The following is a 24594-nucleotide window of genomic DNA, read 5'->3' on the forward strand; positions in this document are numbered from 1 at the left end:
TCACCATCACCACCCGCAAAAAAGCCACCTCAACATGAGGTGGCTTTTTTGTTGTCTATTAATCTGCTTTTAGATGAGCACTTACCTCGCGGAGTGATTGAACCACCGTGTGATCCCGTGGGTCACGGTCAGGGTTCCCTTCGCGAAGGCTGAAAAGGGTGTGCATTCCTGCCGAACGAGCGGAATCGCATTCGGCTCCGTTGTCACTTACAAACCAAATCTTGTTGGGCGAGCTGTTGAGCTGCTCGGCGATTCTTGTATAGCTCTGCGTTGATTTTTTAGGGCCTGTATGGGTGTCAAACCAGTGGCTGAAAAGTTTTTCAAGGTCACCCGCAGGGCTGTGCCTGTAAAGCAGCTTTTGAGCGTGAATGCTGCCCGATGAATAAACGGATAACGTTAATCCTTCTTTGCTCCATTCGCGCAAGCATTCAGCAGTTTCTGGAAATAGTTGAGATTTGAGCTCTCCGTTATTGTACCCGTGTTCCCAGATCTTTCCCTGTAGATCTTTGAGTGCTGTCGATTTTTTGTCGATGTAAATCAAGTGTTTCAGGTATTGAATTAATCCGTCCATCTCCTCTGTTTCCTGCTTTGCAACCTGCTGTTTGATCTGCATGCTTTCGGGAGATTTGTCAGCCAGCCATTCCTTCTTGGCGGCTTGGATCGGCTTGTTGTGAGAGATTTTGTCCCACCTTTGTTTGATGTAGTGGCTCAGTTCTTGCTTGGTGAAGGGGAACAAAACGTCGCTGACAAAGCTCACTGGGCATGTTGTTCCCTCGATGTCGAGCAGAAGATGTTGTTGATTCATCATTGATCTGCAATCTGCATTTGGTTCAATCTCACCTTCAATAGAAATTCCAGGATTTCCAGGTGTCGTTTGCTCGCATCCAGGTCAGTCCCCCACGCGTAAAGGCCGTGCCCGGCCACCAGAAACCCGCAGGGTGAGGTTTCCAACAAGGGTGCGACGGCTTCGCCCAGCTCATTCATCGACTGACTGTTGCTGATCACGGGGATGGTGATGCTGCTGGCGTGGGTGTTGATTCCGACCAGGCCTTTCAGCATTTCCCAGCCCTCCAAGACAATCCCTCCTGTGTTTTCGTAATGGCGGGATAACACCGTTCCGGGAACGGAATGGGTGTGCAGTACAGCTCCCGCTTGGGTTGCTTCAACAATGCGTAGATGCAGCGTTGTTTCGGCACTGGCTTTTCCTTTGCCCGTTAAAACCTTGCCTTGCCCATCCACAACAATCAGCTGATCGGCAGGTACCTGCCCCTTGTCAACACCACTGGGTGCCATGAGCAACTGCAGGGGCTGATGCTGCAGCACCATGCTGAAGTTCCCTCCGGTGCCATCGCACCATCCGCGTTGGTGGATGCCCTGCATCACCTCAGTTAATCGTTCGCGCTGGGTTTGGTTTGCGGTCACAATCCGCTGATCCCTCCGTCTTCTATACAGGACATAGCGGCCCACGTGCATTGACGCTTCCCCCTAGTTGCCGCTGGAGCGGTGATCACCTGGAGTTGCTGGACCAGCGACAACTTCCCGCTGCTGTGGTCTTCATGCAATTGCACCGATGGCAGGAGGTTGCTGAGGCGATTTCCTCCATGGCTGTGCGCGGTGCACCCGCAATCGGTATCGCGGCGGCCTGGGGGGTTGTTCTGGCTGCACGCTCCGGTGATGACCTTCCCACTGCCATCCGAGCCCTGCGCGCATCACGGCCAACCGCCGTCAACCTCGGCTGGGCCCTCAATCGGATGCAGGCGGCCATGGGTGCCTCCGCTCCAGTTGATGTTCAAGCGCTCGTTGGTGTGGCCGCTGCGCTTCAGCAGGAGGATCGTCTTTTGACCCAGCGGCTGGTGGATCATGGCGTTTCCCTGTTGGCTCAGGGCTGCCGGGTCTTGCACCATTGCCACACGGGTGCGATCGCTACGGGAGGCGTTGGAACCGCCCTTGGGGTGATTGCGGCCGCCCATGCCCGTGGCCTCCTACGTCATGCCTGGCTGGATGAAACGCGTCCACGCTTGCAAGGGGCTGCTCTCTCTGCCTGGGAATTGGGTTGTCTCGGAGTTCCCTGCACCGTGATCGTTGATGGAGCCAGTGGATTGCTGATGCGCCGGGGTGAAGTGGATGCCGTGATGGTGGGCTGTGATCGGGTTGCTGCCAATGGCGATGTTGCTAACAAGATCGGCACTTACAACCTGGCGCTTGTGGCCCGAGCCCACGGCATTCCCCTTTATGTCTGCGCACCTGGCAGCAGCATTGATCGAGCGACGGTTGACGGGGACGCGATCACCATTGAGCAACGCGATGCAGAGGAGATCACCCATCCAAAGGGAGTGGAAGTCGCGGCTCCTGGGGCCCAGGCCTGGAACCCTGCCTTCGACATCACTCCGGCTCATCTGGTGACAGGTTTCATCACCGAATTCGGCGTGGTTCGTCCTCCCTATCGGGAGGTTCTCTCTGCGCTTCCGCTGTCCAATCAGCTTTGACAGGTCGGGCACCAGTGGGTGCTTCGGCCCGACAACTTTTCCCTTTGAATGGGCGTTCCACAGCTGCGGCAGGGTTCTCCTCCACGTCGGTAGACCCAGGCCTGGCCGCCATAGTTGCCATTCACCCCCTCGAGATCGCGGAAATCACTGAAGGTGGTGCCACCGGCTCCAATGCTGATGGTGAGAACATTCACCAGAGCATCCCGCAACCTCTCCAGTTGTTTGAGTTCCAGCTGCCCTGCGGGCGTGAAAGGGGCGATGCCTGATGCGAAGAGGGATTCATCCGCGTAGATGTTGCCCGCTCCAGCCACCAGGGCTTGATCCAACAGCGCTGTTTTGATCGGTCGGCTGCTGCCCTTGAGTTTCTGCTTCAGATAACTGGCAGAGAAGTCGGTGCTGAAGGGTTCAGGCCCGAGTCGCGTTAAGCCTGTGATCACCTCTTCCATCGGTTGGCCCGGAGGAACCCACCACATTTCTCCGAAGCTGCGCACATCCACAAAGCGCAACTCATGCTCTTTTGAGTTCCAGAAGCGAACACGGGTGTGTTTGCACGGTTCTGAGGGCTGCTCATGCCATTGGAATTGGCCGGTCATGCGCAGATGCACACCCCAAACACCTCCTTCGGGCTCCAGAGCTGCCATCAGATATTTCCCTCTGCGCTGCCACTGCCCCACCGTCATTCCGCGGAGGCCAGCTACAAACTCATCTGGACCTCCAGGGCTGGCAATGGCCCTTGGCCTGCAGACTTCAACCTGCGCAATTTTGAAGTCGACAAGACGGTCTGCCAGTCCCCGACGGACCGTCTCGACTTCAGGGAGTTCAGGCAACGGCCTCAGGCCGGCTCGAGTTCCGCTTCGGCGAAATTATTGGTGTTGATGCCACCATCAACGCCCTGCAGGCCGCTGTAGTTGACCTTTTCGAAGCGAACGACAACGGGGTAGCGGATTCCCGAGGTGTCGATGGAGGCAACGGTGCCAACTTCGTTGAACCAGTAGGACTCAGGGCGCTTGATGCGCACCTTGGCGCCGCGGGTGATCGCCATCGCTGGGCATAAGGAGATGCAATCGGAGCGTATCTCGTGGAATGGAGGGTGATGACCGCTGCGTCACAGAATGTCGTCCCTTCGTCGTCGGCGTCCCTTTGACCAGTTCCATCGCCCTTGATCCTGATCCGTCGCTGCTTCAGCTGGATTTGCCGGACCCGGAGCAGGACGACATCAGCACGATGGAATTTCTGGCTCGGCTGGAACAGGCCTGGGCCGTCTGCGACCGCTTTGATCTCCAGACCGAGATCTGGCGCGGTCGCATCCTCCGCGCCGTGCGGGACAAGGAGAAGCGAGGCGGTGAAGCCCGGGGCGCAGGATTTCTGCAGTGGCTGCGGGAGCGGGAAATCAGTAAGACCCGTGCCTACGGCTTGATTCAACTGGCGGAATCCGCCGACAGCATGCTCAGCGACGGCACCTTGGAAGAGAGCAGCGTCAATCAGTTCTCCAAGCGGGCCTTCATGGAAACCGCTCAGGCGGTTCCCGAAGTGCAGCTGATGATTTCCGAAGCCGCCAACGAGGGGCAGGAAATCACCCGCAAGCAGGTGCGCCGCCTAACGGATGAATTCACGGCGGCCACCAGCCCTTTGCTGCCGGAGGAAATTCGTCAGCGCACCCAGGAGAACCTGCTGCCACCCCGTGCGGTGGCCCCTCTGGTGCGGGAACTGGCCAAGCTTCCTGAGTCGCAGCAGGAAGATCTGCGCAAGGTGCTCCGCGATGAGCCTGAACTCGACCGGATCAAGGACGTCACCAGCACAGCACGCTGGATCACCAAGGCAACCGAGTCGGGTGTTGCCGTGCGGGCTTTCCAGCAGGGGGAACTGGACCTGGACCGCGCCATGCAGGAGGCCCAGCGCTTGGATGCCCTCGGCCTGCTGGCTGATGCAGTGGGCCAGGCCCAGGCCCTTGAGTCGGCGGTGCTGAAGCTGCACACCTCCTGGCGGCGCTTGGGGGGGCTTCAGGAGCGGCTCTGGGTTGAAAGCGGAAGCAGCACGCCCTACCTGCGCGATGTGCTGAATGCTCTGCAGACCCTCAGCGGCGCCACCTTGCGGGTGTCGTTGGGAGAGCTCGCGGGTGGCAAGCGGGTGCGGCTCCAGCTGGTGGAGGAGTCCCCCGATCAATTGGATCCGCCACCGTTGGCCTGACTCCAGATCTTGTGCTCGATAATCTGAAGCCTCCACATCTGGTGTGTTCTGGCTTCGCTCGAGCGTGCACTTCAGGCCCACTTCGGCTGGGATGGCTTCCGCCCCGGGCAACGGCCCGTGGTGGATGCTGTGCTAGCTGGCCGGGACGCGCTGGCGGTTCTGCCCACCGGTGGCGGTAAGTCGCTCTGCTATCAGCTGCCGGCCTTGGTGCGCGAGGGCCTGGTGGTGGTGATCTCACCGTTGGTGGCGCTGATGGAGGACCAGGTGATGGCCCTGCAGCGACGGGGAATCGCTGCGGCTTGCCTGCATGCCGGACTCGAGCCAGCTCGACGACAGCAGGCCCTGGAGCAGCTGCAGGACGCCACGCTGCGACTCCTCTACATCGCGCCGGAACGACTTCAGGGTGAGCAGACCCGGCTGATGCTGGAACGTCATGCCAGGGAGGGCCGACTGGTGGCCCTGGCGGTGGATGAAGCCCATTGCATCAGTGCCTGGGGGCATGACTTCCGTCCCGATTACCGCCGCCTGGGTCAGATCCGCAGCCTCTGCCCGGGAGTGCCGATGCTGGCCCTCAGCGCGACGGCCGCCCCAAGGGTGCGGGCCGACATTATTCGCCTGCTGGATCTGCGTCGCCCGCTCGTGCAGGTGAGTTCGGCCCGCCGGGACAACCTGCACTACACGATGCAGCGGCGCCCCAGGGACCCCATGCCGCAGGTGTTGGAGGCACTGGAGATGTCCCGTGGTGCTGCGCTGATCTATGCCCGCACCCGTCGTTCGGTGGAGCAGTGGGCGGAACGTCTGACTGACCAAGGGGTTGCGGCAACGCCGTATCACGCCGGTCTGGATCCGGAGACCCGCCAGCAGGCTCTGAAGCTGTTTCTTGAGCACGAGCGGCCCGTTCTGGTGGCGACGGTGGCCTTCGGCATGGGCGTTGACCGTGGCGATGTGGGCCTGGTGCTTCATCTCCATCTGCCGGCCACACCTGAGGGCTATCTGCAGGAATCGGGCCGCGCCGGCAGAGACGGCAAGCCGGCCCATTGCCAGGTGCTGTTTTCGCCGGGTGATCGCACCAGCCTGGGCTGGGCCATGCGGGCCTCGACCCGGGGCAGCGATTCCTTGGAGGATCGTCGCCGCTTGGACCTGGCTCAGCAGCAGCTGCGTCGCATGGAGGCCGTCGCTGAGGGTGAAATGTGCCGTGAACAGGCATTGCTGCTTGCTGTCGGCGAGTTGGTGGGTCCCTGTGGTCGCTGCGATCGCTGCGCGGAGTCCCCCAAACGACGCGACTGGTCAGCTCAGGTGGAAACGCTTCTGGCCCATCTGGCCGAGCAGGACGGCACGGAGATGCGTCGCCTTGGAGAGCACCTGGCTCTGCATGAACCTGGACGCCAGGACCGCTGGACCTGGTTGGCCCGTCGGCTCGTGCAAGAGGAGTTGATCCAGGAAAGCAACGACGGTGCTCAGCGGCTGTATCTCCGCGAAAGCGGCCGGAGATTCCTGGATTCCCCCTGGCCGCTCGATTACGCCGCCTGATTCAGATCAGACTTTGACCTGACAACGGTCCTTCACCAGGTCTTTTTCGAAGCGGTTCTTCGGAGCTTCCCAGGTTTTCCAGCTCCCATCGGCACCGGTGGCATTGATCTTCTTGGCGGAACAGTTCACAGCCAGATAAAGCGCTTGCCCCTGGGCATTGAGGGTGGGCACCACTTGACTGCCACCCATGGCTTGCCAGTTGCCCCAGTCCACTTGGAGCGGGCCATAGGTGCGCCAGTCAGCCGATTTGGCCAGGGTCTGCTTGGGCTTGGCGGCCTCGACCGGCTTGGCCTTGACCACCGGTTTTTTGGCCTGAACCGGTTTCGTTTGCACTGGCTTGGTTTGCGCTGCCTTGGTTTGGACGGGCTTGGCCTTGGCTTGAACCGGTTTTGTTGTTGCCGGCTGCGCCTGGGTGGTGACGGCTGTCTGGAAGGAGGGATCGGTCAGGTAGAGGCGCGTGCCCACCTCCACTTTGTTGGGGTCACTCAGCTGGTTGATGCTGATCAGGCTGGCCACCGGCAGCTTGTAGGCCTTGGCGATCTGCGTGAGGGTCTGCCCTTTGGCAACGGTGTGTTCCGTGGCTCCCGGGATCGGGGTTACAGCCACCGGCTTGAAGGCCGGACGGGGCATCACGGCATTGCTGGGAAGTCGCAGGGTCTGGCCGACCTCAACGTGGTTTGCATTGCGAAGGTTGTTGAGGGCCATCAGGTCGCGACTGCGGACCTGGTAGCGGCTGGCAATGCTGCTGAGGGTTTCCCCGCTGTTGACGCGATGGCGGCCCGAGCCTGCCGTCACGGTGGGGCCTGGCACCTGCAGGCGGCTCCCGGCTTGAACAAGGTCTGGATTGCGGATCCCATTCATCCGCATCAGCGTGCCGACGCTCACCCCGTAGCGGTTAGCGATATCGGAGAGTGTTTCGCCGGACCGCACCGTCACCGAGGCAGCCGTGGCTGACAGGGGGAACCAGGCCGTCAGCAGCAGGGCGGCAAGAGCGGTACGGCGCATTCGTCTCCGGCAGATGCCCGCAACATACGGTGCCTGGGGTAAAGCGCCAGCCCCCCAGAGCACCTGCTGCAGAAGGGATGTGCTGGTGATGCGCGCGCCTTATCCCGGCAGCCGCTTCAGCAGGTTGAGATCCACCTTGTAGGGCGGGTAGCGCAGTTTGAAATCAAAGCGGAAGGGGCGCTTGAGCACCGCCTTGTGGTGGCTGAACGTGTCGAAGCCGCTTTGGCCGTGGTAGCTGCCCATCCCGCTGGCGCCGACGCCGCCGAAGGGCAGTTGTGGCACCCCGGCCTGCATCACAACATCGTTCAGGCAGACTCCGCCTGAGCTGGTGGTGGTGAGCACCTGCTGTTGCTGGGCCTCACTACCGCCGAACAGGTACAGCGCCAGCGGTTTGGGGCCCTGGCGGATCTCCTGAAGGGCTGTGGTGAGGTCGTCCAGCACCAGCACAGGCAGGAGAGGACCGAACAGTTCCTCGGCCATCAGCGGATCATTCCGGTCATCCACACGAATCACGGTGGGGGCGATGCGCCGCTGCTCCCGGCTGATTTCACCTCCGATCAGGATGCGTCCATCCGCTCTGGCGGACTCCAGCAGCTGCTCCAGCCGATTGAACTGGCGTTCATTGATGATCTGCCCCAGCTGATTCGAGTTGAGGGGATCGGAGCCATACATCTCCGTTCGGGCCTCCCTCATCGCCTTCAGCAGGGGTGAACGCAGGGCGGGTGGCACCAGCAGATGGTCTGGAGCGATGCAGGTCTGGCCGGCATTGATCCCCTTGCCCCAGATCAAACGACGCGCCCCCACCGTGAGGTCAGCCCCCTCAAGAACGATGGCGGGGCTCTTGCCCCCTAGTTCCAGGGTCACTGGCGTGAGGTGGGCAGCGGCCCCCTCCAGTACTTTCCGGCCGATGCTGCCGCCACCGGTGAAAAAGATGTGGTCGAAGGGCATGGCCACCAGGTTGGCTGCGACGGCACCATCTCCCTGCACAACCTGCACCACATCAGGCTCGAAGTGCTGAGGGATCAGCCGTGCAATCAGATCTGCGATGGCACTGGCGTGTTCTGAAGGCTTGAGCACGGCCGTGTTGCCAGCAGCCAGGGCACTGATCAAGGGCCGCAGCGTCAGTTGAAAGGGATAGTTCCAAGGTCCGATCACCAGAACGCACCCGAGTGGTTCCGGCACAACCTTGGCCTGACCGGGGCGCAGTGAGAGAGGGACAGCCACGCGGCGCGGGCGCATCCACCGCTCCAGCTGCCGGCCAGTGAGCTTGAGCTCCTGTCGCAGGGCCACCAGCTCAAAAAAGGCTTCGGTGGGTGGTTTGCCGAGGTCGGCGGCGAGGGCCTCGAGCACCTCCGATTCGTGCTCCTCCACCAGTGCGGAGAGCCGTTGCAATTGCTCTCGACGCCAGGCCAAGGGACGGGTCAGCCCAGCTCCCACGAGCTCCTTCATCCGGCTCAGTTGCGTTTGGGTGGGGGCCACAGGGCTGACGATCAGGCCAGTCGGGTCTAGCAGTGGTGAATCTGCAACCGGGGGATGACCCCAGCGCTTCCGTGGTGGTCAGGGACGGTCATCTACCAGCTGATCGTTCGCAGCTATTCCGATGGGAATGGCGATGGCACCGGTGATTTCAAGGGGCTTGCGGCGCGGTTGCCTTATCTGCGCTGGCTGGGGGTCAACACCCTCTGGTTGACTCCGATCTATCCCTCCCCCCTGCGGGATGGGGGCTACGACATCACCGACTTCACCGGAATCCATCCAGACCTGGGGGATCTCTCCTCCTTCCATCGGTTCCTCACGGCGGCCCACAGCCAGGGCATGCGCGTGATTTTGGACCTGGTGCTGAACCACACCAGCGACCTGCATCCCTGGTTCCAGCGGGCCCGCTGGGCTCCCAAGGGCAGTCCTGAACGGGATGTGTACGTCTGGAGCGACGACCCCAAGCGCTACGCCGAGGCACCGGTTCTGTTCCGGCACTTCGAGGCTTCCAACTGGGAGTGGGATCCGGTTGCCGAGCAGTACTACCTGCACCGTTTTCTGCGTCATCAACCCGATCTCAATTACGAGAACCCCTGGGTGCAGGACACGATGCTGGAGGTGGTCGACTTCTGGCTGGATCGCGGCGTTGATGGGTTCCGTTTGGATGCGGTTCCGTTCCTGTTCGAGTCAGAGGGCACCCGCTGCGAGGGATTGCCAGAGACCCACGCCTTCCTCAAGCGATTGCGGGACCGGGTGGATGCCCATGGCCGTGACGTGCTCTTGCTGGGAGAGGCGATTCAGCCGGTGGAGGAGGCCGCTCCGTATCTCGCGGATGACGAACTGCATGGAGCGTTCAACTTCGTGCTCACCGCCCATCTGTTTGCAGCCATTGCCAGTGGCCGCACACAGCAGCTCGGGGAGTGTCTGATGCAAGCCGAGCAGGCGGTATCTGGTGCTCGCTGGGCCCTGCCTCTGCGCAATCACGATGAACTCTGGTTGGGGGATGGCCATCTCATCAGTGATGAGGTGATTCAGACCATCCGGGTGGGCCTGCCCCAGGGACAGGGGCATTGGTTGAACTGGGGCATCAACCGACGCCTGGCTCCTCTACTCAATGGCGATCCACGCTCCAACCGGTTACTGCATGGGCTCCTCTACAGCCTTCCAGGGATGCCCTGCCTGTATTACGGCGATGAACTGGGCATGGGCGACTGGCCCGGTCTGCGGGACCGTGATCCAAACCGCACGCCTATGGCCTGGACGCCGGCCCGCAACGGTGGCTTCTCCACGGCCCCCGATCCGCTGTTGGTGCTGCCACCGATCACCGCTCCCGGTTACGACTACCGCGTGGTGAATGTGGAGGTGCAGAAGCAGCTGCCGGGGTCGCTGCTGAATTGGCACCGGCGCATGCTTACCTGCCGCCGTCTGCTGCCAGCTCTGCGGCATGGAAGCTTCCGGTTGTTGCGCAGCCCCCACCCAGGAGTGCTGGTGTATCTCCGCTGCACCGAGGCGATGACGGTGCTCGTGGCCGCCAATGTCACCGCAGCCGGAGCCTCGCTCAGTCTGGATCTTTCGGAGTGGGCTTGTCAGCGAACCCGTGAGGTGATGTGGGGCTGTGAATTCCCGCCCGCGGCGGCGGAGTGGTTCGTGAACCTTCCGCCCTATGGATTCAACTGGTGGTTGATCGGAGAAGTGGAGCCCGCAGCCACGCCCGCCTGATTCAGCAGCTCTTCCACCTGGGGCCGGAGTCGTTCGGCCTCGTTCAAATCCACCATGGCCAGACGGCAGCGGCGGGCCAGCACATCGCTGCTGCTGCGCGCATGTTCCCGCTGAATCGAATGGTCCAGTTCTGCGCGGCAGAGGGGGACCACTGGGCTGAGCGGCTCGCGTCGGCTGGGCTCGGCACGTTCGATCAAGGCCACGGCCTCCAAGCCATAGGTGCCCTGGAGATGCGCAACTTGTGCGCCCAGTAGAGCGGTTTCGGGCAGCAGGGATTTGAGTTGTTGCTTCTGGCGTTGGAGGCCGTGCTGGGTTGCTTCCAGCGACTCCGCTGCACCCAGTAGTGGCATTGCTTCAGGGGTGGGTAGCGCCTTTCCCAGCTGGCGTTCCAACGCGGTCAGGGTGTCTTCAGCCATCGGCCGGCAGGTGGTCCATTTGCCCCCCATCACGCTCACCAGGCCGCAGGCCAGGGTTTCCACCTCGTGTTCCCGCACCACACGGCTGCTGTCCATGCCCTGGTCCGCTGGCTTCAGCAATGGCCGTCCCCCCGCCCATCGGCTGCTCACCTGTGGATGCTGGAGCTGGGGAAACCAATCACGCACGTACTTGAGCAGGTAGGCCTCCTCCTCTGCAGAAGGGGATGTGGTGTTCTCCTTGGTGCAGGCTTCATCCGTCGTCCCCACCAGGGTGCGGCCGTGGAAGGGGAGCATGAACAGCACGCGTCCATCCGCGGTGGATGGCACCAGAAGCCCAAGCCCTTCCGGGCAGAGGTTCTGCTCCAGCACGATGTGGGCCCCACGGCTGGTGAGCAGCCTTGGGGGAGCATCAGCCTCCGCCATCTGGCGGATCTCATCCGCCCGGATGCCCGTGGCATTCACAAAGGCTGAGGCGCACCAGCGTTCCCGTTGGCCCGTGGCGGATTCACTGATGGCGGCCTTGAGCTGGCCCGTGCCGTCGCTCTCCAGTTCCACCACCCGGCAACGGGTGCGCAGGGTTGCCCCCCGTTGCTCGGCGGTGAGGGCCAACAGCAGGTTGAGGCGTGCATCGTCGAACTGCCCGTCGCTGTAGGCCACGCCGCCTTGACACGGCTTCAGCAGAGGCAGGGCCTGACGCATCTGCTGCTGGGACAGCAGTCGGCTGTGGCCGATGCTTCTCTGACCGGCCAGGGCGTCGTACATCCCCAGACCAAGTCGGTAGTAGGCCTGTCCCCAGAGCTGTTGTGTGGGTAGGGCCAGCTCGAGTCGTTGGGCCAGGAACGGTGCCTGGGCCAACCAGTGGCTCCGTTCGAGCAGGGCTTCCCGCACCAGCCTCAGCTGGGCCAGGTCCAGCGTTTTGAAGGCCAGCTCCAGGTAGCGCACCCCGCCATGGAGCAGCTTCGTGCTGCGGCAACTGGTGCCACCGCCGATGTCTCCGGCCTCGAGCAGGGCCACGCTCAGCCCCCGTCGTGTTGCCTCATAGGCCACGCTGGCACCGCTGGCGCCGCCGCCGATGACCAGCAGGTCCACCTGGTGATCAGCCATGCCACCCCAGGCTTCTGGAGACGGCGTCCTGCCAGCGTGTGCGCCAGCGGTCGCGCTGGGATGCATCCATCTGCGGGTGGAACAATTCCGCTCCGTCCCTCCTTGCGGTTGCGAGCTGCTCCAGGTCGCTGATCACCCCCGCCTGGAGGCCTGCGAACAGCGCCACCCCCCGGGCGGTGCTCTCGAGGCTGGCGGGTCGCCGCACCGTCAGACCGGTGCAATCTGCCTGCGCCTGCAGCAGAGGATCGGAGGCCGCGGCGCCACCATCCACCGCCAGTTCACCCAAGCCGCTCCCGAGCGCCTGTTCGGCAAGCTCCACCAATGTCGCTACCGACAGGGCGATCCCCTCAAGTGCGGCGCGGGCGATGTGACCGCGTCCGCTGTCACGGGTGAGGCCCACCAGAACACCGCGTGCCTGGGGATCCCAGTGCGGTGTCCCCCAGCCGGTGAAGGCGGGCACGAGCATCACCCCCCCTGAATCCGGCACCGAGCGCGCCAGTTCGTTCACCTGGGGGGCTTGATCAATGATCTGCAGCCCATCCCGGAGCCACTGGATGACGGTGCCGGCGTTGAACAGACTTCCCTCAAGGCAGAAGCTGGGTGTTCCAGCGGCATCCGTCCAGCCGAGGGTGCTGAGCAGCCCTGCATCTGAGCGGCGGACGACATCGCCGGTGTTGATCACCAGAAAAGCCCCCGTGCCGTAGGTGCACTTCCCTTCTCCGGACTGCAGACAGAGCTGGCCCAGGGTGGCGGCCTGTTGGTCGCCGAGCATGGCCTGGATCGGCAAGCCTGCAAAGGGAAGGTCCGCAGCCATGCGCCCGAATTCTCCGCGGCAGGGCAGCAGTTCGGGTAGAGCGCTGGCGGGGAGCCCTGTGGGCTCTCGGAACTCATCCACCCAGTGCTGCTGCTCCAGGTCCATCAGCAGCGTTCGGCTGGCATTGCTCATGTCACTGCCGTGGCGCTGGCCGCCGGTGAGTTGCCAGAGCAGCCAGCTTTCCACCGTGCCGAAACAGAGGTCATCGCTGGCCGCGGCAGCCTGGGCGTCGTCGTAGTGGTCGAGCATCCAGCGGATCTTGCTGGCACTGAAGTAGGGGTCGAGCAGCAAGCCCGTGCGCTGGCACCACTCCTGCTCCAGTCCCTGCTGCTTCCAGGCCTCGCAGATGGCGGCGGTGCGGCCGTCCTGCCAGACAAGGGCCGGTCCGCAGGGGAGGCCACTGCTGCGGCGCCACAGCACGGTGGTTTCCCGTTGGTTGGTGATGCCGCAGCTCACCACTGCCTTGCGCTGGGTATCGCTCAGCTTCGAATCGAGCTGCACCAGGGCCTGCCGCTGGCTGCTCCAGATCTCTATCGGGTCCTGTTCCACCCATCCATCGGCGGGGTAGGAAATCGGCAGCGGTGCACTGGCGCTGAGCACCAGATCCCCTGAGCTGCTGAACAGCGCGGCTCTGGAGCTGCTGGTGCCCTGATCGAGGGCTAGAAGAAGAGGCTGTTCAGCCATGGCCAAGGTCTTTCTCTCCTGCTAGCGAGGAGATGGCTGACTGCAAAGGTTTTGGCAGCGACCACGCCGTTTCGCGATCCCCCCGCCTGGGTGGCGGACGCGGTGATCTATCAAATCTTTCCCGACCGTTTCCGCCGCAGTGGCCGCGTTGATGCGCAGCGCAATCTCGCTCTGAAGCCCTGGGGTGCGGACCCTTGCGAGGAGGGATTCCAGGGCGGGGATCTCTACGGCGTCATCGATGCTCTCGATCGGCTCCAAGCCATGGGCATCACCTGCCTTTATCTCACGCCGATCTTCAGCTCAGCCGCCAACCATCGCTACCACGCCTACGACTATTTCGAGGTGGATCCCCTGCTGGGGGGCAATGCAGCACTCAGGGACCTGATCGATGCCGTGCATCAGCGCGGCATGAGGTTGGTTCTGGATGGGGTGTTCAACCACTGCGGCCGCGGCTTTTGGGCCTTTCATCACGTGGTGGAAAACGGTGCGGATTCGCCGTACCGGGATTGGTTCCATGTGCACCGTTGGCCCCTGCAGCCTTATCCCGCCCCTGACGAGGACTGCGGTTACGACGGTTGGTGGGCCTTGCCGGATCTGCCCAAGTTCAACCATGCCAATCCCGGGGTTCGGGAGCATCTGCTGGCGGTGGGCCGTCACTGGCTCGAGCAGGGGATTGACGGCTGGCGTCTCGACGTCCCTGCCGAGGTGCCGGCGGACTTCTGGCTTGAGTTCCGGCAGATGGTGCGGGCGACCAACCCGGAGGCCTGGATTGTTGGTGAGGTGTGGGGTGATGCGACCCCCTGGTTGCAGGGCGACCACTTCGATGGCGTGATGAATTACCGGTTGGGATGGAGCAGCCTTTGCTGGGCCGCCGCTGAAGCGTTGCGGCAGGACTACCGCAATTCCGACTATCCCCTCGACCCCCTGGATGGGCAGGCTTTGTTGACCATCTGGACGACCACAACGCGTTCCTACCGGGAGGTGGTGAACAGGGCCCAGATGAATCTGCTCGATAGCCATGACGTGCCCCGTGCACTTCACAGCCTCAACAACGACGTTGCGGCCCTGAAGTTGGCCCTGCTGCTGCTCTTCCTCCATCGGGGAGCGCCGTGCATTTATTACGGCACTGAAGCTGCCCTGGCGGGTGGTCCTGAACCGGGCCCCTCCAGCGGTCCTGGACCGGCCTGCCGTGAGGCCTATCCCTGGGACGTTCCCTGGAGTGCTGATCTGCGCCCATTCATCCAGTCCCTCGCAGAACTCCGCTCTGCCCATGGGGTCTTGCGCAGGGACGGTCTGCGCTGGTCAGCCCCTGGGGCTGACGTGCTGGAGGGCGTTGCGGATGGCCTGCGGGTCGTGATCAACCGCAGTCGCTCCACGCCTGTGCCCCTAACCATCGAGTCGGGACAATCCCTCATATGGACGCTGGGGCTTGTTGACAACCAAAGCGTCAGCCCGCAATCGGCGGCTGTTCTGGGGTCTTAACCCCTCTCCCCCGGTGCCGTGGGGAGCAAGAAAGCCCTTGTCGAGACTTGAACTCGAGACCTCTCCCTTACCAAGGGAGTGCTCTACCGCTGAGCTACAAGGGCATGTGGGGATGGGCCGGGTTGGATTTGAACCAACGTAGGCAGAGCCAGCGGATTTACAGTCCGCCCCCATTAACCACTCGGGCACCGACCCGAACCACACCGCAAGAACTTACCAGTCGGTGTGTCCTTCCCCACGATCTCGATACGATCTGCCGAGCTGAACCGATCTCCAGCCATGCACGTTCTGCTGCTGAACGGTCCGAATCTGAACCTGTTGGGCCAGCGTGAGCCTGGGATCTATGGCCATTCCTCCCTGGCGGACATCGAAGCGGCGCTGACCCGGGAGGCGGAGCAGGAATCAGTGCAGCTGGACTGCTTTCAAAGCAATTTCGAAGGTGCCCTGGTGGACCGGATACACCAGGCCATGGGCCGCTGCGATGGAATCTTGATCAACGCCGGGGCCTACACCCACACGTCCATCGCCATCCGTGATGCCCTGGCTGGTGTCGCGATTCCCTATGTGGAACTGCACCTCAGCAACACCCATGCCCGTGAAAAGTTCCGCCATCACTCGTTTCTAGCTGAGCGCGCTGTGGGTGTGATTTGCGGCTTCGGACCCGCTAGCTACAGCCTTGCCTTGAGCGGATTGCTCAGCCATCTGCGCCGGAACGCATGACCAGCACTGCTCCAGCACAAACTGTTTCCACCAAGACAGTTCCTTCAAAGACAGTTCCGTCAAAGACAGTGGCATCGATCCGCTGGTTGGCTGCGCCCACCAGCTGGAGCTGGGTGGAGCAGGCCAACGCCAGGCCGATGGAGGTGCTGATCGATCACGCCCACTGCGAACGCAAGGCTGCCGGGGCTGCGGTGCAGATGATGTTCCGCTACCTCTGCGAACCGGGTCTGGGTGAAGCCCTCAGCCCTCTGGCGCGGGAAGAGCTGGAGCACTTTGAGCAGGTGCTGGCGTTGATCAAGGCCCGGGGGCGCTACCTGGAACCGCTGCCTTCCCCGGGCTATGGCGCTGATCTGGCCCGGCAGATCCGTAAAGGTGAGCCGCAGAGAATGCTCGACTCCTTCCTGGTGGCGGGTCTGATCGAAGCCCGCAGCCATGAGCGCATGGCACTGCTGGCGGAGCACAGCCCGGATCCTCAGTTGCGGGAGCTTTACAGCGATCTGTTGGCGAGTGAAGCCCGCCACTTCGGCCTGTACTGGGTGTTGTGTGAGCAGCGCTATCCGCGGGAGCTGATCGTTGAGCGCCTCGAAGTGCTGGCCCTGGCCGAAGTGAAGGCGCTGGAAGGGGAGTTAGAACGTCCGGAAGACGTGCGGATGCATTCCTGTGGTGTGGATGCCCCACAGATCAGCAGTCAGATCAGCTGAGCCGCCTCCTGCAAGGCCTCCAGCCTGGATGGCCGAAGCACCCCCTCCACGCCAAATTGGCGCAGCCGTTGTTCGAGGCTGTGGTTGGCTCCGGCGATGAACAGGGTGCGGCCCGCTGATCGTGCTTCCTCCACCATGCGTTCGATGGCGAGGGTTGCGGTGACACCGATGCGGGACACATCGGTGAGGTCAAGGATCAGAACCCTGTAGCTCTGGATCAATCCCATCCGGGCACTGATGCCTTTGGCGGCACCAAAACTCAGAGGGCCGCGCAGACGAAACAGCATCAAGGCCTTGCCGCAGCGCAGGATCAGGGCTTCCTCCTCCGGGGAAAGATTGGCGTGCAGTGCATTCGTGGCATCGGAGGGGTTGTCCTCTTCCATCCCTTCCAGTTGGGACCGCGTGATCGCATCAACGGTCAACAGGTTGGCCACGAACATCCCGACCAAAACCCCCCAGATCAGGTCCCAGAACACCGTCATCAACAGCACGGCGTACATCAGCGCGGCTGTTTTCGCCGACAGGCGATGGGCGCGAAGCAGAAAGCCCCAGTCGATGATGTCGAGGCCGACTTTGATCAGGATTCCCGCCAGCAGCGCCGTGGGGATCTGTGCCGCAAGGGGGCCTGCCCCCAGCAGCACAAGCAGCAGCACCATGGAATGGGTCATGCTCGACCAGGGCGTCTGACCACCGGATTTGATGTTGATCACCGTTCGCATGGTGGCTCCGGCACCGGGAAGGCCGGAGAGAAACCCGGCCGCGGTGTTGGCGATGCCCTGGCCGATCAGCTCACGGTTGGAGTCGTGGTTGGTCTGGGTGATGTTGTCGGCCACCAGGGAGGTGAGCAACGAGTCGATCGCCCCGAGCAGGGCGAGAACTATGCCGGCTTTCACCAGCTCCGGCAGGTGCTGACTGAAATCGGGAACCACCAGTTGCAAGCCCCCCTCCGGGATGGCTCCGATCCTGGCGATGGGTTCAAGGCCCAGCTCCAGCAGTCGGTTGTCGTTGAACAGCAGCAGCGACAACGGCGTCACAATCAGCAGCGCCAGCAGAGGCGTTGGCACCCATTGGCGGATCCGCAGGGGGGTCAGAAACACCACAGCGAGTGTCATCAATCCAACGGCGAGCGCGGCTGGATTCCAGCTCGGGGCATCGATCAGCGAACTCAGGGACGCAACCACGCCGCCCCCGGTGCTCACCCCGATGAAGGGTCCAAGTTGCAGCACAAGGATGATGAAACCGATTCCCGACATGAAGCCGGAGACCACCGAGTAGGGCACCAGGGTGATGAAGCGCCCCAGCCGCAATACCCCGAGCAGGGTTTCGAACACACCACCGATCACCACAGCGGCCATCACCAACGGCAGCATCTCGCCGGCATTGAGATCACGACCGATGCCGATGGCGGCCAGGCTGGAGACGATCCCCGCCACGGTGACGCTCATGGGTCCGGTGGGTCCGCTCACCTGGGCAGGCGTTCCCCCGAGCAAGGCCGCCAGGAATCCGGTCACGATGGCGCCATACAGGCCGTAGATGGCGCCGCCTGGCCCCAGAGCGGCATTGCCGAAGGCCAGGGCAAGGGGCAGCGCGACCACGGCGGCCGTCAATCCTCCGAGAAGGTCGCCTCGGATGTTGCGTTGATGCAGGCCGTGAATCAGTGCCATCTCAGTTCAGACCACTCCAGCGGCTCAGGGCTTCCAGGGACTGAACTCCCACTTTTTGGCGCTCATCCGGGAGAACCCAGGTGGGATAAGCCCGAATCTTGGCGGCGTTGCAGGCTTCGGCTTGCTCCGGCAGCTGCTTCGGCTTGCGGCATTCCACATAGGTCACGTCCGCTCCGGCCTGTTTGCCGAACAGGTTCATCTGCTTGAAACAGGCCGGGCAGGTCCAGGCGCCGTAAAACTTGGCCCCCATCGCCTTGAGATGTTGGGTGAGTTCGAGGGCCTGGTGGCTTGAGTCGTGCAGGGGCTCTCCGAGCGTGCTGGCCCAGAGAGTGGCCGAACCAGGCGGGGCACCAACAGCTCCGCCAGCTGCGACCAGCACGGATGCCAGCAGGGATGAAGCCATGCTCCTCATGCTGATGCAGTGGTTGGCCAGAAGCTAGGTCGCATTCAGGCGTTCGGGCTTCCCTCCATGCGGAAGCAACAACGCAAGCCCTGTTGCGGTGAAACTGGGATTACCACTGGATGGGTATGGCAGGCAGCGGATACAAGGACTATTTCCAGGTGCTCGGTGTTGATCGCAGCGCCGATGCCAATGCCATCAAGAAAGCCTTTCGCAGCCTGGCGCGCCAATACCACCCTGACGTCAACCCTGGTGATGCCCAGGCTGAAGCGCGGTTCAAGGAGATCAGTGAGGCCTACGAAGTGCTCTCCGATCCCGAGAAGCGGCGTCGTTATGAGCAATTCGGCCAGTACTGGAACCAGGCCGGTGGCATGGGAGGGGGAGCCGCACCCGGCATGGATGTCGACTTCGGTCGTTACGGCAATTTCGACGATTTCATTAACGACCTGTTGGGCCGTTTCGGTGGTCCAGGCGGCGGTGGTTTCCAGGGGGGTGGTTTCCCTGGGGGCGGATTTCCCGGTGGAGGATTCGCAGGGGGCGGTTTCCCGCGTGGTGCCCAGGCTTCACGCCCTCCGGTGAATCTCGATGCCGAAGCATCGGTGAATGTGACCTTTTCAGAGGCCTTTCGCGGTGGTGAACGCAGCCTCTCGGTGAACAACGAGCGCGTTGAGGTGCGCATTCCTGCTGGAGTGAAGAACGGCTCACGGCTGCGGTTGAAGGGCAAGGGCAACCTGCAACCGGGCACCGGACGGCGGGGCGATCTCTATCTCAACCTCAAGATTCAGGACCACCCGATCTGGCGCCTGGAGTCGGATCAGCTGCGGGCCGATCTCCCCGTCAGCCTCGATGAACTGGCCCTTGGAGGCATGGTCTCGGTGATGACGCCCGATGGTGAGGCCCAGGTGAGCATTCCGGCCGGCACCGCCCCGGGCCGCAGTCTGAGGCTGAAGGGCAAAGGCTGGCCGTCGAAGACCGGTCGCGGTGATCTCCTGCTCACGCTGACGCTGGCCATGCCTGCCTCGTGGAGTGAGGAGGAGCGTCGATTGTTGGAGCAACTGCGTGCCAAGCGCACGGACCATCCACGTCAAGAGTGGCTTCGGTCGGCGGCCCTCTGATCGGGTGACCCTTACGATCACACCTTGTGTTTGGGTCTGATGGAGCTCACTTACCGCCCCCGTCGTCTTCGGCGTACGCCCGCCCTACGCGCCATGGTGCGTGAGCACAGCCTCTCGGCTGCAGACTTCATCTATCCCCTCTTTGTGCATGAAGGCGCTGAGGTGGAGCCAATCGCTGCCATGCCTGGTGCCAGCCGTTGGAGCCTTGCGGCCCTCACCGGCGAAGTGCAGCGTGCCTACGACCTTGGGGTGCGTTGCATCGTTCTTTTCCCCAAGGTGTCTGAGGGACTGAAGACCGAAGACGGGGCTGAGTGCTTCAACGCCAATGGCCTGATTCCACGGGCGATCCGCCAGATCAAGGAAGCCATCCCCGAGATGGCGATCATGACCGACGTCGCCCTGGATCCCTATTCCTGCGATGGTCATGATGGGATCGTCAGCGAGGACGGCGTGGTCCTCAACGATGAAACGATTGAATTGCTCTGCAAGCAGGCCGTTGTGCAGGCTGAAGCGGGCGCTGATCTGATCGGTCCCAGCGACATGATGGACGGCCGGGTCGGTGCCATCCGGGAAGCCCTCGACGACGAAGGCTTCGAACATGTGGGCATCATCAGCTACACGGCGAAGTACTCCTCCGCGTACTACGGCCCCTTCCGTGAGGCCCTTGATTCTGCTCCCCGTGCCGCCGGCAGCAAGCCGATCCCCAAAAACAAAGACACCTATCAGATGGATCCCGCCAATGCTCGGGAAGCCATCACCGAAGCCCAGCTCGATGAGCAGGAGGGCGCCGACATCATGATGGTGAAGCCTGGTTTGGCCTATCTCGACATCATCCACCGACTGCGCGAAGAGTCGGAACTCCCCATCGCTGCCTACAACGTGAGTGGTGAGTATTCGATGGTGAAGGCCGCGGCGGAGCGGGGCTGGATCGATGAAAAAGCCGTTGTGCTGGAGACGTTGCTGAGCTTCAAGCGCGCCGGTGCTGATCTCATCCTCACATACCACGCCTGCGATGCAGCGGCTTGGTTGAAGGAGGCTTGATCCGATGGCAACAGCCGATCAACCCAAAGGTGTGGATCGTCTCGGTCACGTTGCGATCCGTGTTGAGAACGTCGATCGGGCTGTTGCCTTCTACACCGATCTGGGCATGCGTCTGGTCTGGCGTGCCAACGACTGGTGCTATCTGGAAGCCGGGGAAGGTCGCGATGGACTCGCCTTGTTAGGCCCGGATTACAAAGCCGCTGGCCCACATTTCGCCTTCCATTTCCGCGATCGTGCGGAGGTTGATGTGATTCACGACCGTCTCAAGGCGCAGGGTGTGCACGTTGGTGCCGTCCATGACCACCGCGACGGCACGGCGTCTTTTTATTTGAAAGACCCTGAAGGCAACTGGCTCGAAATGCTTTATGAACCCCCCGGTGGCATCCCCTCCAACTGCAACTGACTTGAGTCAAGGGGCGGACCGGGCTCAGCAGGAAACCCTTGAACTGCTGGAGTGGCATCGGGTCTGTGACCATCTCAGCGGCTTTGCCAGCACCGGCATGGGCCGTGATGCGGCCCGGGTTCAACCTCTGCCCGCCAGCCTGGAGGAGTCGAAACAGCGCCTGGCCGAGACGGTTGAAATGGCGGTGCTCGATGACCTCACTGAGGGGGGGCTCAGCTTCCGCGGTGTGCGGAATCTCGAGCCCGTTGTGCTGCGCTGCAGCAAGGGAGGCGTGGCTTCCGGAGAGGAGCTGCTGGCCGTGGCGGAAACGTTGGCAGCGGCCCGTCGGCTGCGCCGTCAGATCGACGATCCCGAGCTGCGCCCGGTGTGCACCGCGTTGATTGAAACGATGGTGACGCTGCCGGAGTTGGAGCAGCGGCTCAAATTTGCGCTCGAAGAGGGCGGCCGCGTCGCTGATCGCGCCAGCTCGGCGTTGTCGGCGCTTCGGCATCAATGGAACGGTCTGCGCCAGGAACGTCGCGACAATCTTCAGGAGCTGCTGCGGCGCCTGGCCCCATCCCTGCAGGACAGTGTGATCGCCGAGCGTCATGGCCGTCCGGTTCTGGCGGTGAAGGCCGGTGCGGTGAGCCAGGTGCCGGGTCAGGTGCACGACAGTTCGGCCTCAGGCAGCACCCTCTTTGTTGAACCCCGCTCGGTGCTCACCATGGGCAACAAGCTGGCGGAGCTGGAGTCCCGCATCCGGGATGAGGAACGCAAGGTGTTGGCGGAGCTGAGTGCTCTGGTGGCTGAAGAGGCGTCCGCCCTCAACCAGGTGGTGGCCGTGCTGCGCGCGCTTGATCTTGCGCTGGCCCGTGGGCGTTACGGCCGCTGGCTTGGTGGCGTTGAGCCTCAGCTTGAGGCGGCAGCGGAGGCTCCGTTTCGCTTTTCAGGTCTGCGACACCCACTTTTGGTGTGGCAGCACAAACGGGCGGAGGGGCCGCCCGTGGTTCCCATCTCGGTGGAGGTGTCGCCGGAGCTGCGGGTGGTGGCGATCACGGGGCCGAACACCGGTGGCAAAACGGTCACCCTGAAAAGCATTGGCCTCGCTGCATTGATGGCACGCGCCGGCATGCTTTTGCCCTGTTCGGGGCAACCTTCCCTGCCCTGGTGTGCCCAGGTGCTGGCGGACATCGGAGATGAGCAATCCCTCCAGCAGAGCTTGTCCACCTTCAGTGGTCATGTGAAGCGCATCGGGCGCATTCTTGAGGCGCTGCAGCGCGGTGGTTCTCCGGCCCTGGTGCTGCTGGATGAGGTGGGTGCTGGAACGGATCCCAGCGAGGGAACGGCCCTGGCCACGGCTCTGCTCAAGGCTCTTGCCGATCGGGCGCGGCTCACGATTGCCACCACCCACTTCGGTGAACTCAAGGCCCTCAAATACGACGACGCTCGTTTTGAGAATGCCTCTGTTGCTTTCAATCCTGAGACCTTGTCCCCCACCTATGAATTGCTGTGGGGAATTCCAGGACGCAGCAATGCACTGGCAATCGCGACGCGCCTTGGGCTCGATTCGGATGTGCTTCACCAGGCCCAGCAGCTGTTGGCCCCAGGGGGTGATGGTGAGGTGAACAGTGTGATCCGTGGCTTGGAGGAGCAACGGCAGCGCCAGCAGGCCGCGGCAGAAGACGCTGCAGCACTCCTGGCACGCACGGAGCTGCTGCACGAGGAGTTGCTGCAGCGCTGGCAGAAGCAAAAGCAGCAGACCGCGCAACGCCAGGAGCAGGGCCGTCAACGCTTGGAGCAGTCGATCCGTCAGGGCCAGAAAGAAGTTCGCACGCTGATTCGCCGTCTGCGGGATGAGCGCGCGGATGGGGAAACCGCGCGAAAGGCTGGGCAACGGTTACGCAGCTTGGAAGACCATCACCGCCCAACCCCTGAACGGCGTGCACCCAAGCCGGGTTGGCGTCCGTCTGTGGGGGATCGCGTGCGCTTGCTTGCCCTCGGCAAGGCTGCAGATGTGTTGGCCATCACCGATGACGGCCTTCAGCTGACGGTTCGTTGTGGGGTGATGCGCACCACGGTGGATCTGGCGGCGGTGGAAAGCCTGGATGGGCGTAAGCCGGAGCCGCCTCCGAAGCCGGTGGTGAAGGTGCAAGCCCGTTCCGTCGGAGGCGGCGGCGCACAGGTGCGCACCAGTCGCAACACCCTTGATGTGCGTGGTATGCGGGTGCATGAGGCCGAAGCGGCGGTTGAGGAATGCTTGCGCAGTGCCAATGGGCCGGTTTGGGTGATCCATGGCATCGGCACGGGCAAGCTCAAGCGCGGCCTGCGCGCCTGGCTGGACACGGTGGCCTATGTGGAACGGGTGACCGATGCCGAGCAGGGGGACGGCGGACCGGGCTGCAGCGTTGTCTGGGTGCGCTGAGCTGTTTCAGGCGCTTCAGTGGCTAACGGATCGCTTCACCATCCGCATTAAACAACCGCCAGCCTGTGGGGTCAGGGTCGAGGTGGATGGCATCGCCGGCAGTGATGTTGATCTCCGTTGAAGCTCTGACCTGGATGAGTTGATCACCATCCAGGAGCCGGCAGGTGAGGATCTGCTCATTGCCCAGACGCTCGCAATGGCTTGCCTCGGCTTGGAGATTCCGGTTCGTTGCTGGTGCCAGATGCCAGTGTTCAGGCCTCAATCCTGCGGTGAGGTGTTGGCCTTCTCGTTGAAGTAAAGGCTCGACCATTGCGCCTTCAACCTGAATGCGCTTGTTCCCCAGAATCAGAGTTGCATTGGGTCCCACCGTGACGGGCAAAAGGCTCATCGCTGGGCTGCCAATGAACTGGGCCACGAAGATGTTGGAGGGCCATCTGTACAACTCCATGGGGGTCCCGAGTTGCTGCAGGCGCCCCTGGTTCAACACAGCGATGCGGTCCCCCATGGTCATCGCTTCCACCTGGTCGTGGGTCACATAAACCGTTGTTGTTCCCAGTTCTCGCTGCAGCTCGACGATTCTTTGGCGCGTGCTCGTTCTGAGTTTGGCGTCGAGATTGCTCAGCGGTTCATCCATCAAAAATACCTCGGGATTGCGCGCCATGGCGCGTCCGAGGGCGACCCGTTGTTTCTGTCCGCCGGACAGTTCCTTTGGCCTTCGATCGAGCAATTCCGTGAGTTCCAGAGATCTGGCAACGGTGTTCACCCGGGCTTCGATTCGTTCTTCTCTGACCGACCGCACCCTCAGTGGTTTGGGTAAGGCGCGCGTGGCTCGAAAGGCTTGATCTTGGATGCGCTGGACGGTTGATCTCGCCTGGCTTCTGCGCAGTCCGAAGCTGAGGTTGTCCCGCACGCTGAGATGCGGGTAAAGCGCATAGCTCTGGAACACCATGGCGACGTTGCGGCGCGCTGGCGGTACATCGCTGATGGGCCGGGCCCCGATTCTGATTTCGCCGCTGGTGGGGCTGTCGAGACCAGCGAGCAGTCGCAGCAAGGTGCTTTTGCCGCACCCCGAGGGACCGACCAGCACCAAAAACTCGCCATCGTTGATTGTCAGATTCAACTGACGAATCACTTCAACGGGATCACCGCCGCCGCGTCCTGGGAAGGTCTTGCTGAGGTCTTCGAAACGGACGCCGGCCAACGACAGAGCTGCAGCGGCTGAATCTTAGGGTTATGGATTGGATTG

Annotated in this window: 22 protein-coding genes and 2 tRNA genes; 11 read left to right on the forward strand and 13 right to left on the reverse strand. The window is 62.5% G+C overall.

Annotated elements, in window-relative coordinates; translation table 11 throughout:
- Positions 1–58: 58 nt before the first annotated feature.
- Entirely contained in the window at positions 59–805 is a 747-nt protein-coding gene (gene mtnC, locus DXY03_RS10000) for an acireductone synthase (protein WP_115010293.1), read from the reverse strand.
- Entirely contained in the window at positions 805–1473 is a 669-nt protein-coding gene (mtnB, locus tag DXY03_RS10005) for a methylthioribulose 1-phosphate dehydratase (RefSeq protein WP_115010294.1), read from the reverse strand. Before mtnB ends, mtnC begins: the two co-directional genes overlap by 1 nt.
- Between mtnB and mtnA the strand changes: the two genes are divergently transcribed.
- Positions 1473–2486, forward strand: coding sequence for an S-methyl-5-thioribose-1-phosphate isomerase (gene mtnA, locus DXY03_RS10010; RefSeq protein WP_115010295.1), 1014 nt, complete (start codon positions 1473–1475; stop codon positions 2484–2486). The two genes, mtnB and mtnA, sit on opposite strands and share 1 nt — an antisense overlap.
- On the opposite strand, the gene DXY03_RS10015 is transcribed toward mtnA, so the two are convergent.
- Positions 2477–3313, reverse strand: coding sequence for a DNA-formamidopyrimidine glycosylase (locus DXY03_RS10015; RefSeq protein WP_115010296.1), 837 nt, complete (start codon positions 3311–3313; stop codon positions 2477–2479). The two genes, mtnA and DXY03_RS10015, sit on opposite strands and share 10 nt — an antisense overlap.
- A gap of 5 nt (positions 3314–3318) precedes the next feature.
- On the reverse strand, positions 3319–3528 hold the full coding sequence (locus DXY03_RS10020) for a photosystem I reaction center subunit IV (RefSeq protein ID WP_006851563.1): 210 nt from the start codon (positions 3526–3528) through the stop codon (positions 3319–3321).
- A gap of 41 nt (positions 3529–3569) precedes the next feature.
- On the opposite strand from DXY03_RS10020, the gene DXY03_RS10025 reads away from it, so the two are divergent.
- A complete protein-coding gene (locus DXY03_RS10025) occupies positions 3570–4673 on the forward strand; it encodes a hypothetical protein (RefSeq protein ID WP_115010297.1) in 1104 nt (367 codons plus the stop codon).
- Positions 4674–4790: 117 nt separating this feature from the next.
- Positions 4791–6203 carry an ATP-dependent DNA helicase RecQ gene (locus tag DXY03_RS10030; protein WP_244272423.1) on the forward strand — a complete coding sequence of 471 codons (1413 nt, stop codon included), beginning with the start codon at positions 4791–4793 and terminating at the stop codon, positions 6201–6203.
- 6 nt (positions 6204–6209) lie between these two features.
- Here DXY03_RS10030 and DXY03_RS10035 read toward each other — a convergent pair whose 3' ends face one another.
- Together DXY03_RS10035 and DXY03_RS10040 are read right to left on the reverse strand one after the other, a co-directional pair.
- The gene (locus DXY03_RS10035; RefSeq protein ID WP_115010299.1) at positions 6210–7208 is read right to left on the reverse strand and encodes a LysM peptidoglycan-binding domain-containing protein; all 999 of its coding nucleotides are present in this window, start codon (positions 7206–7208) and stop codon (positions 6210–6212) included.
- Positions 7209–7307: 99 nt separating this feature from the next.
- Entirely contained in the window at positions 7308–8687 is a 1380-nt protein-coding gene (locus DXY03_RS10040; protein ID WP_115010300.1) for an aldehyde dehydrogenase family protein, read from the reverse strand.
- Positions 8688–8741: 54 nt separating this feature from the next.
- Here DXY03_RS10040 and DXY03_RS10045 point away from each other — a divergent pair, with 54 nt between their 5' ends.
- Positions 8742–10403 (forward strand): alpha-amylase family protein, encoded by a 1662-nt coding sequence (locus DXY03_RS10045; RefSeq protein ID WP_115010301.1) that lies wholly within the window; start codon positions 8742–8744, stop codon positions 10401–10403.
- Here the strand turns inward: DXY03_RS10045 and DXY03_RS10050 are convergent.
- Both DXY03_RS10050 and glpK read right to left on the reverse strand, forming a co-directional pair.
- Positions 10346–11923, reverse strand: coding sequence for a glycerol-3-phosphate dehydrogenase/oxidase (locus DXY03_RS10050; protein ID WP_115010302.1), 1578 nt, complete (start codon positions 11921–11923; stop codon positions 10346–10348). The two genes, DXY03_RS10045 and DXY03_RS10050, sit on opposite strands and share 58 nt — an antisense overlap.
- Positions 11916–13421, reverse strand: coding sequence for a glycerol kinase GlpK (gene glpK / locus DXY03_RS10055; protein WP_115010320.1), 1506 nt, complete (start codon positions 13419–13421; stop codon positions 11916–11918). Before glpK ends, DXY03_RS10050 begins: the two co-directional genes overlap by 8 nt.
- A gap of 51 nt (positions 13422–13472) precedes the next feature.
- Here glpK and DXY03_RS10060 point away from each other — a divergent pair, with 51 nt between their 5' ends.
- Positions 13473–14903 (forward strand): glycoside hydrolase family 13 protein, encoded by a 1431-nt coding sequence (locus DXY03_RS10060; RefSeq protein WP_115010303.1) that lies wholly within the window; start codon positions 13473–13475, stop codon positions 14901–14903.
- A 32-nt stretch (positions 14904–14935) separates the two neighbouring features.
- Here DXY03_RS10060 and DXY03_RS10065 read toward each other — a convergent pair.
- Together DXY03_RS10065 and DXY03_RS10070 are read right to left on the reverse strand one after the other, a co-directional pair.
- Positions 14936–15007 (reverse strand) — tRNA-Thr (locus DXY03_RS10065).
- Between the two features lie 9 nt (positions 15008–15016).
- Positions 15017–15098, reverse strand: a tRNA-Tyr gene (locus DXY03_RS10070).
- A gap of 84 nt (positions 15099–15182) precedes the next feature.
- Here DXY03_RS10070 and aroQ point away from each other — a divergent pair.
- Entirely contained in the window at positions 15183–15623 is a 441-nt protein-coding gene (aroQ, locus tag DXY03_RS10075) for a type II 3-dehydroquinate dehydratase (RefSeq protein WP_115010304.1), read from the forward strand.
- The gene (locus DXY03_RS10080) at positions 15620–16324 is read left to right on the forward strand and encodes a tRNA-(ms[2]io[6]A)-hydroxylase (protein WP_115010305.1); all 705 of its coding nucleotides are present in this window, start codon (positions 15620–15622) and stop codon (positions 16322–16324) included. Before aroQ ends, DXY03_RS10080 begins: the two co-directional genes overlap by 4 nt.
- Here DXY03_RS10080 and DXY03_RS10085 read toward each other — a convergent pair.
- Both DXY03_RS10085 and DXY03_RS10090 read right to left on the reverse strand, forming a co-directional pair.
- Complete coding sequence (locus DXY03_RS10085) at positions 16312–17988, reverse strand: SulP family inorganic anion transporter (protein ID WP_115010306.1); 1677 nt, start codon at positions 17986–17988, stop codon at positions 16312–16314. The genes DXY03_RS10080 and DXY03_RS10085 overlap by 13 nt on opposite strands.
- Position 17989: 1 nt before the next feature.
- A complete protein-coding gene (locus DXY03_RS10090; RefSeq protein WP_115010307.1) occupies positions 17990–18391 on the reverse strand; it encodes a vitamin K epoxide reductase in 402 nt (133 codons plus the stop codon).
- A gap of 125 nt (positions 18392–18516) precedes the next feature.
- Between DXY03_RS10090 and DXY03_RS10095 the strand changes: the two genes are divergently transcribed.
- The 4 genes from DXY03_RS10095 to DXY03_RS10110 are packed head-to-tail and all read left to right on the forward strand — an operon-like array spanning position 18517 to position 23348.
- A complete protein-coding gene (locus DXY03_RS10095; RefSeq protein WP_115010308.1) occupies positions 18517–19503 on the forward strand; it encodes a DnaJ C-terminal domain-containing protein in 987 nt (328 codons plus the stop codon).
- 39 nt (positions 19504–19542) lie between these two features.
- Complete coding sequence (gene hemB, locus DXY03_RS10100) at positions 19543–20544, forward strand: porphobilinogen synthase (protein WP_115010321.1); 1002 nt, start codon at positions 19543–19545, stop codon at positions 20542–20544.
- Positions 20545–20548: 4 nt separating this feature from the next.
- Complete coding sequence (locus tag DXY03_RS10105; RefSeq protein WP_115010309.1) at positions 20549–20947, forward strand: VOC family protein; 399 nt, start codon at positions 20549–20551, stop codon at positions 20945–20947.
- Positions 20910–23348, forward strand: coding sequence for an endonuclease MutS2 (locus tag DXY03_RS10110; RefSeq protein WP_244272425.1), 2439 nt, complete (start codon positions 20910–20912; stop codon positions 23346–23348). The genes DXY03_RS10105 and DXY03_RS10110 overlap by 38 nt, the downstream gene beginning before the upstream one ends.
- Before the next feature lie 22 nt (positions 23349–23370).
- Here DXY03_RS10110 and DXY03_RS10115 read toward each other — a convergent pair whose 3' ends face one another.
- Positions 23371–24549 carry an ABC transporter ATP-binding protein gene (locus DXY03_RS10115; protein ID WP_115010311.1) on the reverse strand — a complete coding sequence of 393 codons (1179 nt, stop codon included), beginning with the start codon at positions 24547–24549 and terminating at the stop codon, positions 23371–23373.
- Positions 24550–24594: the final 45 nt, after the last annotated feature.

It is taken from the genome of Synechococcus sp. N5, from assembly GCF_900473925.1.
GTDB lineage: Bacteria > Cyanobacteriota > Cyanobacteriia > PCC-6307 > Cyanobiaceae > Parasynechococcus.